This window comes from Flavobacterium sp. 9 (genome assembly GCF_002754195.1).
In the GTDB taxonomy this organism is placed as follows: domain Bacteria; phylum Bacteroidota; class Bacteroidia; order Flavobacteriales; family Flavobacteriaceae; genus Flavobacterium.
The window spans coordinates 5,324,211-5,341,491 of record NZ_PEEU01000001.1 but is presented as its reverse complement, the minus strand read 5'-3'; the positions used below and the strand labels follow the sequence as shown (position 1 = coordinate 5,341,491).

The 17,281-nt window shown below is 32.4% G+C and carries 16 protein-coding genes; 2 read left to right on the top strand and 14 right to left on the bottom strand.

Features of this window, described 5'->3' with window-relative positions; translation table 11 throughout:
• Positions 1 to 50 precede the first annotated feature (50 nt).
• The 10 genes from coaE to CLU81_RS22265 all read right to left on the bottom strand — a co-directional run bounded on the left by coaE (position 51) and on the right by CLU81_RS22265 (position 9,627).
• The gene (gene coaE / locus CLU81_RS22310; protein ID WP_099711825.1) at positions 51 to 647 is read right to left on the bottom strand and encodes a dephospho-CoA kinase; all 597 of its coding nucleotides are present in this window, start codon (positions 645 to 647) and stop codon (positions 51 to 53) included.
• Position 648: 1 nt separating this feature from the next.
• A complete protein-coding gene (locus tag CLU81_RS22305; protein WP_099711824.1) occupies positions 649 to 1,647 on the bottom strand; it encodes a glycosyltransferase family 2 protein in 999 nt (332 codons plus the stop codon).
• Positions 1,648 to 1,773: 126 nt separating this feature from the next.
• Complete coding sequence (gene fabV, locus CLU81_RS22300) at positions 1,774 to 2,964, bottom strand: enoyl-ACP reductase FabV (protein ID WP_099711823.1); 1,191 nt, start codon at positions 2,962 to 2,964, stop codon at positions 1,774 to 1,776.
• Between the two features lie 107 nt (positions 2,965 to 3,071).
• Positions 3,072 to 4,724 (bottom strand): DNA repair protein RecN, encoded by a 1,653-nt coding sequence (gene recN / locus CLU81_RS22295; RefSeq protein WP_099711822.1) that lies wholly within the window; start codon positions 4,722 to 4,724, stop codon positions 3,072 to 3,074.
• 49 nt (positions 4,725 to 4,773) lie between these two features.
• Positions 4,774 to 5,658: a DUF4835 family protein gene (locus tag CLU81_RS22290; protein WP_099711821.1), complete on the bottom strand. Its 885-nt coding sequence runs from the start codon at positions 5,656 to 5,658 to the stop codon at positions 4,774 to 4,776.
• A gap of 68 nt (positions 5,659 to 5,726) precedes the next feature.
• Entirely contained in the window at positions 5,727 to 6,941 is a 1,215-nt protein-coding gene (coaBC, locus tag CLU81_RS22285; protein ID WP_099711820.1) for a bifunctional phosphopantothenoylcysteine decarboxylase/phosphopantothenate--cysteine ligase CoaBC, read from the bottom strand.
• Between the two features lie 17 nt (positions 6,942 to 6,958).
• On the bottom strand, positions 6,959 to 7,276 hold the full coding sequence (locus CLU81_RS22280; RefSeq protein ID WP_007807938.1) for a DNA-directed RNA polymerase subunit omega: 318 nt from the start codon (positions 7,274 to 7,276) through the stop codon (positions 6,959 to 6,961).
• A 4-nt stretch (positions 7,277 to 7,280) separates the two neighbouring features.
• Positions 7,281 to 8,081 (bottom strand): outer membrane protein assembly factor BamD, encoded by an 801-nt coding sequence (locus CLU81_RS22275; RefSeq protein ID WP_099711819.1) that lies wholly within the window; start codon positions 8,079 to 8,081, stop codon positions 7,281 to 7,283.
• Positions 8,082 to 8,217: 136 nt separating this feature from the next.
• Complete coding sequence (gene dapA, locus CLU81_RS22270; protein ID WP_099711818.1) at positions 8,218 to 9,099, bottom strand: 4-hydroxy-tetrahydrodipicolinate synthase; 882 nt, start codon at positions 9,097 to 9,099, stop codon at positions 8,218 to 8,220.
• A gap of 15 nt (positions 9,100 to 9,114) precedes the next feature.
• Positions 9,115 to 9,627 carry a hypothetical protein gene (locus tag CLU81_RS22265; RefSeq protein WP_099711817.1) on the bottom strand — a complete coding sequence of 171 codons (513 nt, stop codon included), beginning with the start codon at positions 9,625 to 9,627 and terminating at the stop codon, positions 9,115 to 9,117.
• Positions 9,628 to 9,674: 47 nt separating this feature from the next.
• Between CLU81_RS22265 and CLU81_RS22260 the strand changes: the two genes are divergently transcribed.
• Both CLU81_RS22260 and CLU81_RS22255 read left to right on the top strand, forming a co-directional pair.
• Complete coding sequence (locus CLU81_RS22260; RefSeq protein ID WP_099711816.1) at positions 9,675 to 10,454, top strand: 5'-nucleotidase C-terminal domain-containing protein; 780 nt, start codon at positions 9,675 to 9,677, stop codon at positions 10,452 to 10,454.
• A gap of 108 nt (positions 10,455 to 10,562) precedes the next feature.
• Positions 10,563 to 11,474, top strand: coding sequence for a bifunctional UDP-sugar hydrolase/5'-nucleotidase (locus tag CLU81_RS22255; protein ID WP_099711815.1), 912 nt, complete (start codon positions 10,563 to 10,565; stop codon positions 11,472 to 11,474).
• Here CLU81_RS22255 and CLU81_RS22250 read toward each other — a convergent pair.
• The 4 genes from CLU81_RS22250 to CLU81_RS22235 all read right to left on the bottom strand — a co-directional run bounded on the left by CLU81_RS22250 (position 11,460) and on the right by CLU81_RS22235 (position 17,274).
• Positions 11,460 to 12,155: a lysoplasmalogenase family protein gene (locus CLU81_RS22250; RefSeq protein WP_099711814.1), complete on the bottom strand. Its 696-nt coding sequence runs from the start codon at positions 12,153 to 12,155 to the stop codon at positions 11,460 to 11,462. The genes CLU81_RS22255 and CLU81_RS22250 overlap by 15 nt on opposite strands.
• Positions 12,142 to 14,148 (bottom strand): NAD-dependent DNA ligase LigA, encoded by a 2,007-nt coding sequence (ligA, locus tag CLU81_RS22245; RefSeq protein ID WP_099712840.1) that lies wholly within the window; start codon positions 14,146 to 14,148, stop codon positions 12,142 to 12,144. The genes CLU81_RS22250 and ligA overlap by 14 nt, the downstream gene beginning before the upstream one ends.
• Positions 14,149 to 14,395: 247 nt before the next feature.
• Entirely contained in the window at positions 14,396 to 16,330 is a 1,935-nt protein-coding gene (locus CLU81_RS22240; RefSeq protein WP_099711813.1) for an OmpA family protein, read from the bottom strand.
• An 11-nt stretch (positions 16,331 to 16,341) separates the two neighbouring features.
• Positions 16,342 to 17,274 (bottom strand): type IX secretion system membrane protein PorP/SprF, encoded by a 933-nt coding sequence (locus CLU81_RS22235; RefSeq protein ID WP_099711812.1) that lies wholly within the window; start codon positions 17,272 to 17,274, stop codon positions 16,342 to 16,344.
• Positions 17,275 to 17,281 lie beyond the last annotated feature (7 nt).

Genomic DNA, 17,281 nt, shown 5'->3' with positions numbered 1-17,281 from the left:
ATTAATATTTTAACAATATACTAAATAATACATTAACCAAATATTAACATTTAAGACTGATTTTGTTTTATATTTAAAATTTTAAGAATTTTAACAACTTCTTCTTTAGCAATTTTAAGATTACTGTTATTAATTACAAAATTGCTTAAGGAAATTCGTTTTTCGTCATTCCACTGCATTTTTATCCTGCTTAAAACCTGTTCACGTGTGGTATTATCTCGCTTTAGAACTCTTTCAATTCTAATTTCTTCCGGGGCAGTAACTGTTACAATAACATCGCAATCTTTATAACGACCACTTTCAAACAAAATTGCGGCTTCGTACACCACATATTGATATTTTTTATGTTCTGATAACCAAATTTCAAAATCCTTCTTTACAGCCGGATGCACAATTGTATTTAATTTTGCTAATTGATCCGCATTATTAAAAACAATTTCAGCCAGTTCTGCTCTGTTCAAAATATCATTTTCAAAAAGGGCTTCTCCAAATGTTGTCTTTATTTCATTGACAATACTTTGAGATTGCATTACTTTTTTGGCTTCATCATCAGCAATGTAGACCGGAACTCCCATTGTTGCAAAATAGTTTGCAATAGTTGTTTTGCCACTTCCTATTCCACCTGTTAAGCCAATAACTTTTGTCATACTATATCTTAAAAAACATACGAGGAAACGCCTCTTGCGGTTTTTTCTTTAAAAGGATGATTTTTATGAATGATTCTAAAAATCCCGTTCCATAACCATAAAATTGTTTCCAAACTGCAATTACAGAAAGATATCCTATTTTAATGCTTTTATTTTGAATACTAGCTGTAAGAAAAATTATAACGAAATATACAAAATATAATTGTAATAATATATCAAAATTGAAAATTAATAGTAAAAAAGCTAATAATAATCCGAGGATAAAAAACGTCGGAAAAAAGAAGGTTAATTTATTATGTTCCGGATACCAGCTATTAAGAATAGGTCTGGCGATTCCAAATTTATGTACTTGTATTGAGAATTTTTCCCAGTCAATTCTTCGTTTATGATAAACGTAGGCTTCTGAAAACAATCTGGTTTCAAATCCTAAATTCCATAATCGAATTGATAAATCCGGATCTTCTCCCGGATGAATATCTCCAAACCCTTTTGAAGCCTCAAAAGCCTTTTTTGAAATCCCCATATTGAAACTTCTTGGCTGAAACTTATTAATTTTCTCAGAACCACCACGAATTCCTCCAGTTGTCAAGAAAGATGTCATTGCAAAATTAATTGCTTTCTGAATACTCGAAAAGCTATCTAATGCTCTGTCCGGACCTCCAAAACAATCAACATATTCCTGATCTAAGGCTTTTCTAACTTCTGTTAAATAGTTAGACGGAATAATACAATCTGAGTCAAAAATAATAAAGTAATCTCCTCTCGCCTTTTGCATCCCGAAGTTTCTGGAATCTCCAGGTCCTGAATTTTCCTTAAAGTAATATGAAATATTCAATTTTCCCTGATAGGTCATCACGACGTCTTTACACGGAATTGATGATCCATCTTCGACTAGAACAATTTCAAAAGCTTCATTATAATCAGATTTTGAGAGACTTTCTAAAAGTTCATCTACTTCATCTGGACGATTATACACGGGTATAATTAAAGAAAAAATCATAATGGGATGTGCGTATTAAAGTGGAAATATTTTAAAATTAAAAATTTTAACAAAGATATGTTATATTCATAAAAAAACCATTCGCTGTGACGAATGGTTTTCATTTATAAGGGTATTTTTTTCTATTTATTTGATACTTTCAATATTTACAACTTCATTTGCTTCTGCTGCATAATCAACTCCTGCAAATTCAAATCCAAAAAGGTTCAAGAAATCGTTTCTATATCCAGCTAAATCACCAATAGCAGGTAATGTTTCAGTTGTAGCTTCTAACCAAAGTTTAGCCACTTTTTCCTGAACATCATCACGCATTTCCCAGTCGTCAATTCTGATTCTGCCTTTTTCATCAACAGGAACTTCTGATCCATTGTATAATCTATCTTGAAACAAACGTTGAATCTGCTCGATACAACCTTCGTGAATTCCTTCTTCTTTCATAATTTTATATAAAAGAGAAATATATAAAGGAATAACCGGAATCGCAGAACTTGCTTGTGTAACCAATGCTTTGTTTACAGAAACGTAAGCTTTTCCTCCAATTGATTCTAAACTATCTGTGATAGAGAATGCTGTAGCTTCTAAATGATCTTTTGCCTGACCAATTGTACCTTTACGGTAAACTGCCTCTGTCAATGATGGCCCGATATAAGAATAAGCAACTGTTGTAGCTCCGTCTGCCAATAAATTTTCTGCTTTTAAAGCATCAATCCACATTGCCCAGTCTTCACCACCCATTACAGCAACCGTATTTTCAATATCTTCTTCGTTTGCCGGAGCAATTGAAACTTCAGAAACTTTTCCGGTATGGAAATCTACTGTTTTATTTGTAAAAGTTTGTCCGATTGGTTTTAAAACTGAACGGTGCAAAACTCCTGTTACAGGATGTTGACGCACTGGAGAAGCTAAACTGTAAATTACAAGATCAACTTGTCCTAAATCTGCTTTAATTAAATCTAAAGTTTCTCTTTTTATTTCGTTTGAAAAAGCATCTCCGTTGATACTTTTTGCATATAGACCTGCTTTGTGAGCTTCTGTTTCAAAAGCTGCAGAATTATACCATCCTGGTGAAGCTGTTTTACCTTCAACTGGTGGTTTTTCAAAGAAAACTCCAATTGTTGCAGCATCAGATCCAAAAGCGCTTGTAATTCTTGAAGCTAAACCAAATCCTGTAGAAGCTCCGATAACTAATACTTTCTTTGCTCCGGCAATTGGACCTTTTGATTTTATATATTCTATTTGATTTTTAACATTTTGCTCGGCTCCTTTTGGGTGAGATGTCAAGCAAATAAATCCTCTCATTCTAGGTTCTATAATCATTTTTTTCCTTTTTATTCGCAATTGGGTAATTCTTTCTTTATTAAAGAGATCTCACCTAATTTACGTTTGTTTAATTAGCTTTAAGATGACAAATATAAATTATTTCTTTAGTTCAACAAGGCTTTAGCATGATTTAAAGCCGAATCTGACACGATTGCTCCTGATAACATTTGAGCAATTTCAGTAACTCTTTCTTCCTGAGACAAAAGTTTCAACTCTGATTGTGTATCGTCGTCAACTGTAGATTTCGAAACTTTAAAGTGCGAATCTCCTTTTGCTGCTATTTGAGGTAAATGCGTAATGGCAAAGATTTGCATTTTTCCACTCATTTCTTTCATGATCTCTCCCATTCTAATCGCAATTTCTCCTGAAACTCCTGTATCAATTTCATCAAAAATTAAGGTTGGTAATTTTGAATATTGTGCCAAAATTGCTTTGACAGCCAACATTATACGAGACATTTCTCCTCCTGAAGCAACTTTTTTCAATAAACCAAAATCAGTTCCTTTATTGGCAGAGAATAAAAATTGCAATTCATCTTTTCCATTATTGAAATAGGTTTCAGAAGGCAATAATTCCATATTGAAACGAACATTTGGCATTCCTAAAGTTTCCAATATTGAAACTAATTGATTCGATAAAACCGGAATTGCATTTATTCTTTCCTGATGAATTGTTCCTGAAAAAGCATCTAATTCTGAAGTTTTTTGTTCTATTGATTTTGATAAAACTGCTATTTCTTCTTCAATATTATCCAATTCCAGCACTTTATTTTCTAAGTCTGCCTGAATTTGTAATAATTCATCTACAGTTTTAACCTGATGTTTTTTCTGTAAATTATAAATTAATTGCAATTTCTGACTTACTAATTCTAATTGCGCCGGATCATTTAATAATTTTTCTGATGCATTTTGCAATTCTCTCGAAACATCATCCACTTCAATTGCTACACTTGTTATTCTTTCGAATAAACTTTGGTATTCCGGTGAAAATGTCGCGATTTTTTGCAAAGAAGCTTTAATTTCATTTAGATTATGAAAAACACCAAATTGCTCTTCATTGGCAATTACCAATGATTTATCAATTGATTCTTTAATAATCTCAACATTATTCAGTTTCTCATAATCAGCTTCCAGCTCTTCTTGCTCACCAGATTTTAGTTTAGCAACAACTAATTCATTCAATAGAAAAGTATTGTATTCCAATTCTTTTCCTGAATCACTTTGTTTCTTCAACAAAGCATTCAGTTTGCTTTTATCTGTTTTATATTCTTTCAGTAATTTTTGGTATGATACTATTGTTTCTCCATTATTTGCAATTGCATCAATAATTTTAAACTGAACACTTTCGTCTGATAATTCCTGAGTTTGCTGTTGCGAATGTATATCAATCAAAAACAAACTTAAATCTTGTAATTCCTGAAGATTCACAGGACTATCATTTATAAATGCGCGAGATTTCCCCGAAGGCAAAATTTCGCGTCTAATAATAGTTTCATCTTCGTAATCAAGATCGTTGGTTTCGAAAAATTCTTTTAGATTGTATTTAGAAATTTCAAAATGCGCTTCAATTACACATTTTTCTTCTTTGTTTTTTAATGAAGTAAGATCGGCTCTTTTCCCTAAAACAAGTCCAATTGCACCTAATATAATTGATTTCCCCGCACCTGTTTCACCTGTAATTATAGAAAAACCTTTTGAAAAGTCAATGGCAAGTTTTTCAATTAGAGCATAATTTTTAATTGACAGCGAAGTAATCATAGAGAAAATTTGTAATATAAAAGTTAATGATGGGTGTGAAATTAAATAATTAAAATTTAATTTGCGACCATTTTGTAGAATTCAATGGCGATACTTTATTCAAAACATCTGTCAAATCTGTAACAGGAATACTTGGACCTCCTGAAAATATAGAAACGATTTCGTCTGATTTTGCATCAAAAAATACTCTTGTCAAAAAAGCATTGGGTTTTACAGTATTAAATCGACCAATAATAAGAAGCGCATCTTTTATTTTTTCTTTTGATGCTTTCAAATCCTGACTCATCAAGTCTAAACCTGTATGATAAGCATACATTACCTGACGCAAATCGCTGTACATTGGAGAAATCATATCGTTTATTAAGTAGTAACGATTCTGAACTCCATCAGATTGACTCCAGCCTTTAGACCCTCCTTGTTGCGCAACATTTGCAATATTCTGAGCGGTTTCAAGATATTGATTTCCTGCCCCCATTTGAAAAGTATCCGCATCCATTCCCAGAATTAAATAACTGTAAAAAGAAACTACAGAAACTAAATTCGAATCAAATGTTGTCGGATTAAACAACAATGGCTCATATTCTGTATATCTAAAATTAAAATCTTTATCGTTATAATTTAAAACAGGAGATGAATAAGTAGAATTAAAAATCAAGCGTGATGATTGCACCTGGATTGTTCCCGAAAACTGATCTGAACTATTAGAAGACAATGTAATATACATTGAACAATTAATACGTTCGTTCTGTTTTAGCACTGATCCTGTCCAATCTGTTTTATTCACAAATTCAGCCAAAGAAGTCTGAAGCGTTTTAAAAACTTGCTGATTAGGATTTGGTAATCTTTCTGTGTTAATAGTTACAGTACAATTTAGCTGTTGTGCCTGCGTAAAGCCAAAAATAAAGAAAACTAAGAATGTAACTATTTTATTCATACGAAAGTTAATTTGGGTTCTACTGCAAAAGTAATACTATTCTTGCTTTTAATTCGTATTTTAACTCTTTATGATTTCACAAAATGCGAAACAACTTTGTTTAAAATATCAACAGCTACAAATTCTTTTGATTTCAATTCCATTGGTTCAATTTTAAAATCCTTATCAATAAAGGTAACTTTATTGGTTTCTTTTTTAAAACCGGCTCCTTCATCTTGTAAGGAATTTAAAACAATCAAATCTAAGTTTTTTTTCTGAATTTTCAACTTAGCATTTTCAATTTCATTTTCGGTTTCTAAAGCAAAACCTATTAAGAATTGATTTTTTTTGATCGCTCCCAATGATGCCAAGATATCTTTTGTCTTTTCTAATTCGATCGTAAAATCATCAGCTGCTTTTTTAATCTTTTGCAAAGCCACAACTTTAGGTTTATAATCTGCAACGGCTGCCGCAGCAATTGCTACATCAACATCGTTAAAATGTAAATGACAAGCATCATACATATCTTGCGCCGAAACTACATTGATAACTTCAACCAGATTATTTTTAGCCTTAAAATGTGTTGGTCCAGCTACTAAAATCACTTGTGCTCCTAAATTAGCTGCTTCATTTGCAATATCAAACCCCATTTTTCCCGAAGAATGATTTCCTATAAAACGTACAGGATCTATTGCTTCGTATGTTGGTCCGGCAGTAATTAGTATTTTTTTTCCTTTAAGAGGTAATTTACTTTCTAAATCAGCTTCAAGAAAAGCAATAATATTCTCTGGTTCTGCCATTCGGCCTTCTCCAGATAAACCACTTGCTAATTCTCCGTTTTCAGCAGGAATCATTACGTTTCCGAATTGCTTTAAAGCAGCAAAACTGGATAAAGTAGACTGATGTTTATACATATCCAAATCCATTGCCGGAGCAAAGTAAACTGGACATTTTGCCGATAAATAAGTTGCAATTAAAAGATTATCACAGTTTCCAGTGGTCATTTTCGACAATGTATTGGCTGTTGCCGGAGCAATTAACATTAAATCGGCCCAAAGTGCCAAATCAACATGATTGTTCCAAACAGCATCTTCATCGTCCTGATTAAAGAAACTGGAATGTACAGGATTTTTTGATAACGTAGATAACGTAAGTGGAGTTACAAAATCCTTAGAAGCAGGTGTCATTATCACTTGGACATGTGCACCTGCTTTTATAAAAAGTCGTACTAATGAAGCTGTTTTATAGGCTGCGATTCCACCAGAAACTCCCAGTAAAATCTTTTTCCCGTTTAAAACTGACATTTATACTATATTATTTATTATTTGTTTGAACCTCTGTGGTAAGTTTTACCATCTAACCATTCTTGTACTGCTAAAGCGTGTGGTTTAGGTAATTTTTCGTAAAATTTAGAAACCTCAATTTGCTCTTTATTTTCAAAAACTTCTTCAAGACTGTCATTGTAAGTAGCAAACTCTTCTAATTTTTCAGTTAATTCTTTTTTAATTTCAGAATTAATTTGATTTGCTCTTTTAGCCATAATGGTAATTGCTTCATACACATTTCCTGTTGGCTCTTCAATAACTGTTTTATTGTAAGTTATTGTATTTACAGGAGCATTCGTCTTTTTTAAATCCATGACTTTATTTTATTTTAGTAAATTTTTGTAAATCAGTTTCAACTCTAGCATTCATTTCGTCTGCTTTCACTTTGTATTTTGTAGCGCTGTTGAACTTTATTAAGTTATTATAAGCTGCTTTAGCAACGTTTAAACGTTCTTCCATTTTTGAAGGAACACTGTTTATTGCCAATTGGTATGCTGAATCATATTTATAGAACAACGCATCTTCTTTGAATGGTGTTCCTGGAAAATCAGCGATAAAATTATCAAACGCAATTAATGCTGATTTGTAATCTGAAATTGTATTGTATCCTTTAGCATTTTCGTATGCTTTTTTCTCTAGTTTACCGTTCAAAATTTTAACAGCTTCATTTGCCTGAGCAATGTATTCAGAGTTTGGATAGTTATCAATAAATGCTTGTAATTTCTCTAAAGCTTTTACTGTATCTGTTTGATCTAAACTATATACAGGAGCTAATTTTGAGTAACTAAAAGCACCCAAAAAAGCTGCTTCCTGAACTTTCTCACTACGAGGATATCCCGAAACAAAGCTTTCGAACTGGTAACCAGCTAAATAATATTGTTTTGACTTATAATAAGACTGAGAAAACATATAAAACAATTTCTCCGCCTGAGGCTTACCTCTATATGTAGGCGCTAATTGTTCAAAAAGACGAATCGCTTTTGAATATTTCCCTGCATCATACATCTTTGTTGCTATATCAAACTTTGCCGCAACATCTTCATTTTTCAATGCTTTTTGGTAATCACTACAAGAACAAAAAAGGACAACAACAATTAATAGAGATACTATTTTTTTCATTTTCTTACTTTTATTATGATTTCTTAGACAATTATGCCAAAGCAAAATCACACCGAAGTTCCGGTGGCAAATTTAGTTATTAATTTAGCTACTACAAAATATTTTTTGGTATATTAAAATACCGGTAATCTGACTCTTATTTAATGCTGTTTTTAACAAATTCATTCAATCTGTTTGCCAGAGATTCGTCTACGGTTACTAATGGCAAACGTACAACATTCTCAGCAATATCAAGGGCTTGAAAGATTTGTTTGATTCCGGCAGGATTTCCCTGCTCAAAAATCATATCAATACAATCTGATAAAAAGTATTGAGTTTTAAATGCTTCATTTACTTTTCTGTTCAATCCTAAACGGATCATTTCTGAAAATTCTTTCGGAAAACCTTGTCCAATTACAGAGATTACTCCTGCTCCACCAGCTAAAACAATTGGCAATGCAATCATATCATCTCCTGAAATAACAAGAAAATCTTTTGGTGCATTTTTTATCAATTGCATAGCCTGAGCCAAATCTCCTGCAGCTTCTTTTATTGCTACAATATTAGTAAATTCTTTTGCCAAACGCACTACTGTTGCCGGCAACATATTACTTGATGTTCTTCCAGGAACATTATATAAAATCACCGGAATTGGCGATGCTTCTGCAATTGCTTTAAAATGCTGATAAATTCCTTCTTGCGTTGGCTTATTATAATAAGGAGAAACAGAAAGAATCGCATCAAATGCAGAAAAGTCTCCTGTTTTCAATTCTTCTACAATTTGCATTGTATTATTTCCTCCAACTCCAAGAACTAAAGGCAATCTTCCTTTATTGACATCGATTACTGTTTTTATAACCAATTCTTTTTCGGATTGTGTTAAGGTAGCATTTTCTGCTGTTGTACCCATAACTACAAGATATTCAACTCCTCCGTCTATCGAAAAATTAACGATGCGTTGTAAAGCTTCGATATCTACTGAAAAGTCTTTTTTAAATGGAGTTACAAGCGCAACACCAGTTCCTATTAATGATTGCATATTCTAATTTATATTTTATTTTATACTCTTTAAATACTTAAACAATTCTGTGACGAAAAGTTTGTAATCCTCTATAGCAGTATTCATCATCCAGCGGTTTAAGCTTTTATCGATTGACGAAAATCCTACTTTAAATTTAGCTTTCGATTTACTGGTTATCATCATCAAAATCACTTTTTCGATATCATAATAACTAATCAAAAGATCAAATTCTGTATCTGTAAACTCATTCAGAAAATCTTCTGTAATCTCTGCGTTCCATTTGATATGTTTTTTACCAAAAGTAGGCTTCGAATACGTTTCTTTCTGCTTAAATTTATCTCTGTACGCAACAACTTTTATACTCTCAGGCGATATTCCTTGTTGTATTAATTCGTTTATTAACTCTTGCGAATGACTAAATTCACTCTCATCAATCAATAAACCAATTGTTTGCACATTGCTTGTAAAGACTTCGTTTTTGACATTATGCAGGTTATTTTTTAATGATTTTTTTACAAAAATTTCCTTTATATAATTTAAAAACATAGTACTTTTACCAGATTACAAAATTAATTATTTAAGTCGCATTTAAGATGGTAAAACTAAAAAAGTATAACGGATTTTTGAAACTTTTTGTTATATTCTTAACACTTTTTTTTATATTTTCCTGTAGTCAGAAAAATTATAATTTAACGAAGATAGAGGGAAAACAGCTTCCAATTACAGAAAAGGGCGCAGAAACTCCTGAAATTGAAAAATTTATAAAGCCATATCGCGATCATATCAACAAAGACCTGGACAGCGTGCTTGCATATTGTCCTGAAACTCTTGATAAAAGTACGGGAAAATGGCAAACAAGTATCGGAAGTTTATTAGCCGATGTTTGTGTAGAACGTGGAAATATTGTTTTTAAAGCTCGCGAGAAAAAGAGCATTGATTTGTGTTTATTAAATCATGGCGGAATCCGTGCTATTTTACCTAAAGGTAATGTAACAACAAGAACGGCTTTTGAGATTATGCCTTTTGAAAACAATCTGGTTGTTGTAGCTTTAAAAGGACAACAAATTCTGGATATAGCTGCTTATATTATTAAGGAGAAAAAACCTCAGCCTTTATCAGGGATGACTTTTACGATTGCAAAAGATAATACTGCAAAAAACATTTTAATTCAGGGAAAACCTCTTGATCTTAATACCATTTATTATGTAGCTACAAATGATTATTTGGCAAATGGTGGTGATAGTATGACTTTCTTTGCTAAAGGTGTTCAGAAATTTGATTTGAATTACAAACTGAGAGATGTATTGATTGATTATTTTAAAGAAGTTGATACAATTCCGATAGCAAAAAATATCCGAATTACAGAAGAATAAAAAGTAAAACACGAATTTCACGAATTTACACTAATTGAAATTCGTAAAATTCGTGGCAAAAGAAACATTAGCAAATTACATTACAGTTTTCGTAAAAAAATATATAAAATGAAAAGAAGAGAATTTATCGAAAAAACAGCCGCAAGTACTGCCTTATTAAGTTTAGGTTTGTCATTAAGCAGTTTTGAAACTAACGATATAAAACACTTAACGATTCTTCATACTAATGATGTTCACAGCCACATCGATCCTTTTCCGGCTGATGATCCTCGTAATCCTAATAAAGGTGGCGTTTCGAGAAGAGCGGCTCTTATAGAAACTATTCGTAAAGAAAATCCAAATGTACTTTTATTAGACGCAGGAGATATTTTTCAGGGAACTCCATATTTTAATTATTACGGCGGCGAACTTGAATTTAAGTTAATGAGTATGATGAAATACGATGCATCTACTATTGGAAATCACGATTTCGACAATGGTCTTGATGGTTTGTATGCTCAAATGCCTCACGCTACTTTTGAATTCATCAATTCTAATTATAACTTTAAAAACACGGTCATGAACGGACTTGTAAAACCTTATAAAATCTTCCACAAAAACGGAATTAAAGTTGGTGTTTTTGGTGTAGGAATTGAGCTTGCAGGTTTGGTTGACAAACAAATGTATAAGGAAACTGTTTATAATGATCCTGTAGAAATTGCTCAGGATATGACGCAATTACTGAAGAAACAAGAAAAATGTGATTTGGTAATTTGCCTTTCGCATTTAGGTTATAAATATAAGGATGATGAATCTAAAATTTCTGATTTAAAATTCGCTGCACAAACTCAGGATATAGACTTGATTATTGGCGGACACACGCACACTTTCTTAGACAAACCAACTATTGTAAAAAATAAAGCGCAACAAGATGTTTTGGTGAATCAAGTTGGTTGTTACGGAATTAATTTAGGAAGAATAGATTTTTATTTCGATAAGGATAAAGCACACACTAATCAAGGAAGATCAATTGTTGTATAATATTTTCTTCTGAATTCTGGCTTTTTCAAGAAAATATTCGACCATAAAAAAGTATCCCAGAATTTGTGTTACATCACGAATTAAAACTAAAACTACGGAATAAGAAAAGTATTCGTTGAAGATATAGAAGATATCTGAAAATATATAACTAATAGCCATTAACGACATTAATAATGCGAGATGTGTACCTTTTGTTATATAACTTATAAAAGAGAAACAGCTTAAAACGCTGAGAACGATTCCGTAGAAAGTATAAATGATATTGAATTTTTTCATGCTGTCGAGTTGTAAACTCAGCACTGAAACAAGTAGATAAACAATAAAAATAACGACGATAGAGATTGGCAAAATATCTTTTTTTGCCAATTTTATCCGTTCGTGTTCCCGCATAAAAAGTTTCACTATCAAAAGATAAACTACTAAGAAACTTAATACTCCACCAATTTCGGAAACCTCGATATCCATTAAATCGAATACCTGACCAATAAAGCAAAACAGAAAGATTAAACCTTCTGTTTTCCCTATTTTGAATTCGCTGCTAATTAAGTAATAAATAAAAATTGACGGAAGTACAATAGCTTTAGCGTAAACGCCCAAGAAATCTTGTCCCGTCCAATCGAAGATGATTGTAAACAGTAATGCGAGAAAGAATAAAATCAACGATGGTTTATTCGCTTTCATTTAGTTTGTTTATAAAATCTTGCTCTGATAGTATAGGAATATTTAATTTACTTGCTTTTTCTAATTTTGCCGGTCCCATATTATCTCCCGCAACTACAAAATCAGTTTTAGCAGAAATTGAACTTCCTACTTTCCCACCATTATCTTCAATGGTTTTCTTTAATTCATCTCTTGAGAATTGGGCAAAGACTCCAGAAACTACAAATGTTTTTCCGATAAATTTCTCGGTAGCATTCGGATTTATTTTTTCTACAATTTCAAATTGAACTCCATGATTTTTCAATCGTTCAATTATTGTTTTGTTTTCTTCGTTTTCAAAAAACTCAATTACGCTTTTAGCAATTCGTTCGCCAATTTCATCAACCAAAATCAAATCCATTAATGAAGCTTTACTTAATGCGTCTATGTTTTTATAATGTTTGGCTAATTTTTTAGCTACGGTTTCTCCAACAAAACGAATTCCAAGTGCAAATAAGACACTTTCAAAAGGAATTTCTTTTGATTTCTCAACGCCTTTTACCAAATTTTCAGCTGATTTTTGCGCCATTCTTTCCAGGTGCAAAATATCTTCGACTTTTAATTCGTATAAATCGGCATAATTGTGAACCAAATCATTTTTGAAAAGCAGCGCAACTGTTTCTCCTCCAAGTCCTTCAATATCCATTGCTTTTCTTGAAATATAATGCTGAATGCGTCCGATAATTTGCGGAGGACATCCGTAAAAATTAGGACAATAATGATTTGCTTCGCCTTCGTTTCTAACCAATTCCGTTTGACATTCCGGACAATGTGTGATATATTGTGTTACTTCTGAATTTTCTGGTCTTTGTGATAAATCTACTGCAATAATCTTAGGAATAATTTCGCCTCCTTTTTCAACAAAAACAGTATCATTTATTCTTATATCTAATTTTTCAATTTGATCTGCATTGTGCAAAGAAGCTCTTTTTACAATAGTTCCTGCCAATTGTACCGGTTCTAAATTGGCGACTGGCGTAATTGCTCCTGTACGACCAACCTGATATGAAATTGACTTTAATTTAGTCGAAACTTGCTCTGACTTAAATTTATATGCAATTGCCCAACGTGGTGATTTTGCTGTATATCCTAATTCTTCCTGATGCTGAATGCTGTTTACTTTTATAACAACTCCATCAGTTTCATAAGGTAAATTATGACGGTGAACATCCCAATAATCGATGAAGTCAAAAACTTCTTGCATATTATTGACTAGTTTTGCTTCGTTTGGCACTTTAAATCCCCATTTTCTAGCGGATTCTAACCCTTCATATTGTGTAGAAAATGGCAAATTATTTCCGGTTACAAAATACAATAAACATTCTAATGGTCGTTTTGCAACCTCAGCACTGTCTTGTAATTTTAAACTTCCGGAAGCTGTATTTCTAGGATTTGAATAAGGTGTTTCTCCTATTTCAATTAGTTCCTGATTCATTTTTTCGAAACCTGCAAATGGCAGAATAATTTCTCCACGAATATCAAATCTCTCCGGAAAATTTCCTTTTAACTGTAAAGGAACTGATTTTATGGTTTTAATATTATTGGTTACTTCATCTCCCTGAAAACCGTCTCCGCGTGTTAAAGCCTGAACTAATTTTCCGTTTTCGTAGGTTATACTTATTGATGCTCCATCATATTTCAACTCGCATGTATATTGCAAAGTGACATTTCCTAATACTTTTTGGATTCTGGTTTCCCAATCCAATAAATCTTCTTTAGAATAAGAATTGTCCAGCGAATACATTCTGGATTGATGCGCGATGGTCTTAAAATTCTTTGTAACGGTTCCTCCTACTCGCTGTGTTGGCGAGTTTTCATCAAAAAATTCCGGATGTTTATTTTCTAAATCTTGTAATTCTTTTAGTTTAATATCAAATTCGTAATCAGAAATTGTGGCGTTATCTAACACATAATAGTTGTGATTGTGCTGATTAAGTTCGTTTCGTAAAGCCTGGATTGTTTCTTGAATATTCATATGATAATAAAATGGTGCTGGTTGTAATTTAGAATAATTGAATATCAAAATTAGGATTTTTTTTGTGCAAAAACACTAAAACCCTAAAGTTTTATAAAATCAAAAATCAAGCTGCAAAACGATGCAGCCTGATTTTCTTCTTGTCCATTATTCTTAAAAAAGAATTAATAAAAACCAACTTCCAAATGGTTTCTTCGTTCTATATTTTACCGCTGATAATCAGATTATTAGAGTGCAAATATAAAAACTATTTCTGGATAATAATGAAGTCTGAGCGTCTGTTTACTAAATGTTCGGCTTCGGTACATTTTACGCCATTTTTACATTTATTTATTATTCGGCTTTCACCATAACCTATCGCGCTTTCTATTCTTGAAGGATCTATATCCTGTGAAACAATATAATCGCGAGTCGATTTGGCTCTGTTGTCAGACAATTTTAAATTGTAAGCGTCTTTCCCGCGAGAATCTGTGTGTGATTCTATCTTGATCCTGATATTTGGAAATTTTTTCATGATAAAAACCACTTTCGTCAATTCTTCAATTGCCAATGGGGTAATATCAAATTTATCATAATCAAAATAAATTGGGTTAACGTCAACTTTTTCAACTCCTTTTTTCTTAACTACTAAATCATCGTAATTGCTAAGCTCGAAGTTTACATCTTTAATTTCGCCTTCATTTTCCATCGTAGTTTCAACGGTTTTTTCGTCGCTGCTATAATTTGGCTTAGCCGCAATCATTTTAACTACTTTTCCGCAAGGCACTACGATCGCATATTTACCATCATAATTGGTTTTTGTTTCTCCAAGAATCTCACTATAAGAATTGTACGCCATAATGGAAACATCTGTAAGTGGCAATTTTGTTTTTCTGTCAAATGCCGCACCTGAAATGTTTTGATTACAAACCGGTTTTCCTTTGGTGAAAGAATAGATATCATCGTCTCCTTTACCTTCGGCTCTGTTTGAAGAAACATAACCATAACTGTCTGCTTTATCAATTATAAAAGCAAAATCGTCTTTGTTACTATTTATCGGTGCTCCTAAATTTTTTGGAGTTGTAAAAGTTCCATCGGCTAAAAAATTGCTTTCATAAACATCTAAATCTCCCCATCCGTAATGTCCATCTGAAGAAAAATAAAGCACTCCGTTTCGGTAAAAAGGAAAAACTTCGTTACCAATTGTATTAATTTTTGGTCCCAAATTTACCGGGGAACTCATTGTGCCGTCATTGGCGATTTTTACATAATACAAATCGGTTTCACCATAACCTCCCGGCATATCTGATGCAAAGAAAAGATATTGTCCGTCGTCACTCAAAGAAGGATGACCAACTGAATAATCATCACTGTCAAAGAAAACTTTCTGCGGATTATCTAACTTATTATCTACTACAGCGCCTTTTATAATCTGAAAATTATTGACTTTGTCCTGATCAATAACCAATTTATTCTTCTTTACAATATTGGTAGAATAATAAATTGTTTTTCCGCTGGCATCAAAACTCGCTGTTGCTTCGTGATACTTGGTCATTACATTTGGAAGAAATATTGTTTCATTAAACAAACTTCCATCTGCAGGATTTCTTTCCGCCACATACAAGCTTAGAAACGGCTGATTGTTCCAGCTGTATAGCTTTTCGCTGAATTTCGTAGTATCTCTGGCAGATGCAAAAACTATTTTGTCCTGAAAAAAAGCAGCTCCAAAATCAGATTTACTGGTATTAATATCTAAATTTTTTATTGTGTAAAGAGATTTTGCTTTTGCAAGACTATCCATTTGTGCTTTTTGGGCAACATAACGATTGATCTCATTTTTATCTCCTTTTTTATTCAGATATTCTTTTGTGATTTTATCTGCTTCATCGTAATCCATAACTGCTTTCATGGTTTGGATGTAACGCAAATAGTAAATGTCGGTTAAATTGTTGCCTTGTACTTCGTATAATTTTCTGTACCATTTTAATGCATTTCTGGCATCTGAAATAAAATAATACGAGTCGGCAGCATTCTTTATCGTTTGAGCGGATGGATTTTTTATGTTTTGTAGAATTTCCTCATATGCTTTTGAAGCATCCAGATAGGAATAATCTCTAAACAAGGCATCCGCTTTCTTTAAATTCGTCTGAGCAAAACCTAATGTAAAACTCAATACGAAACTTAGGATATATATTTTTTTCATAGGTTGTACTTTTAGAAGAATCGAGGAGATTTAATTTTGCTTTCACCTTTATTGAACTGATACTTCAAGATGAATTCGTGTGTTCCATCATTGTATTTGTTCAATTGACTTACAGTATAATCAAAAGCATATCCGAGATAGAAGCTTTTTGATATTTGAAAACCTGCCAGAATACTTACTGAATCGTCTGTTCTGTAAGAAGCTCCTATTACAAATTTTTCTGCAATCATAAAATTCGCCGAAATATCAGCAGAAAGCGGTGCTCCACTAACTGCCTTTACTAAAAATGCCGGTTTAAATTTCAAATTTGGATTCAAATCAAAAACATAACCTCCCATTAAATAATAATGTAACCTGTCGTAATTAATAGATTCCTGAACGTCATCGTAGTAATCACTTTGAATAAAGCTTGGAATTGAAAATCCTAAATACCATTTATTAGTATAATAGTAAACTCCTGCTCCAACGGCTAATTTTGCCTGATTATCAATATTTTGATTTAGCAAAACATCATTATTATCATAATATCTCCCTTTTGACCAATCTATGTTCAGCATTCTCATTCCTGCTTTTAACCCGAAGGCTAATCTTTTTTCGTAACCTAATGGTATTGAATAAGAGAAGTTTCCGTCAAGATACAATTCGTTTGATGGACCAATTTTGTCGTTAACGACGCTTAATCCTAAACCAATTTTCTCATTTCGAAGCGGTGATTGAATGGAGAATGATTGTGTTTCTGGCGCTCCAGAAATACCAACCCATTGTGAACGGTGCAAAAGTGTAGCTTCCAATGCGCCAGTAGACCCAGCATAAGCTGGATTTACGGCCATTGTGTTATACATATACTGTGTGTATTCAGGATCCTGTTGCGCACTGGCGCAAAACGTGATAAAAGAACATATCAAAATAAAATATGTTTCTAATGATTTTATATATAGTTTCATAACGATA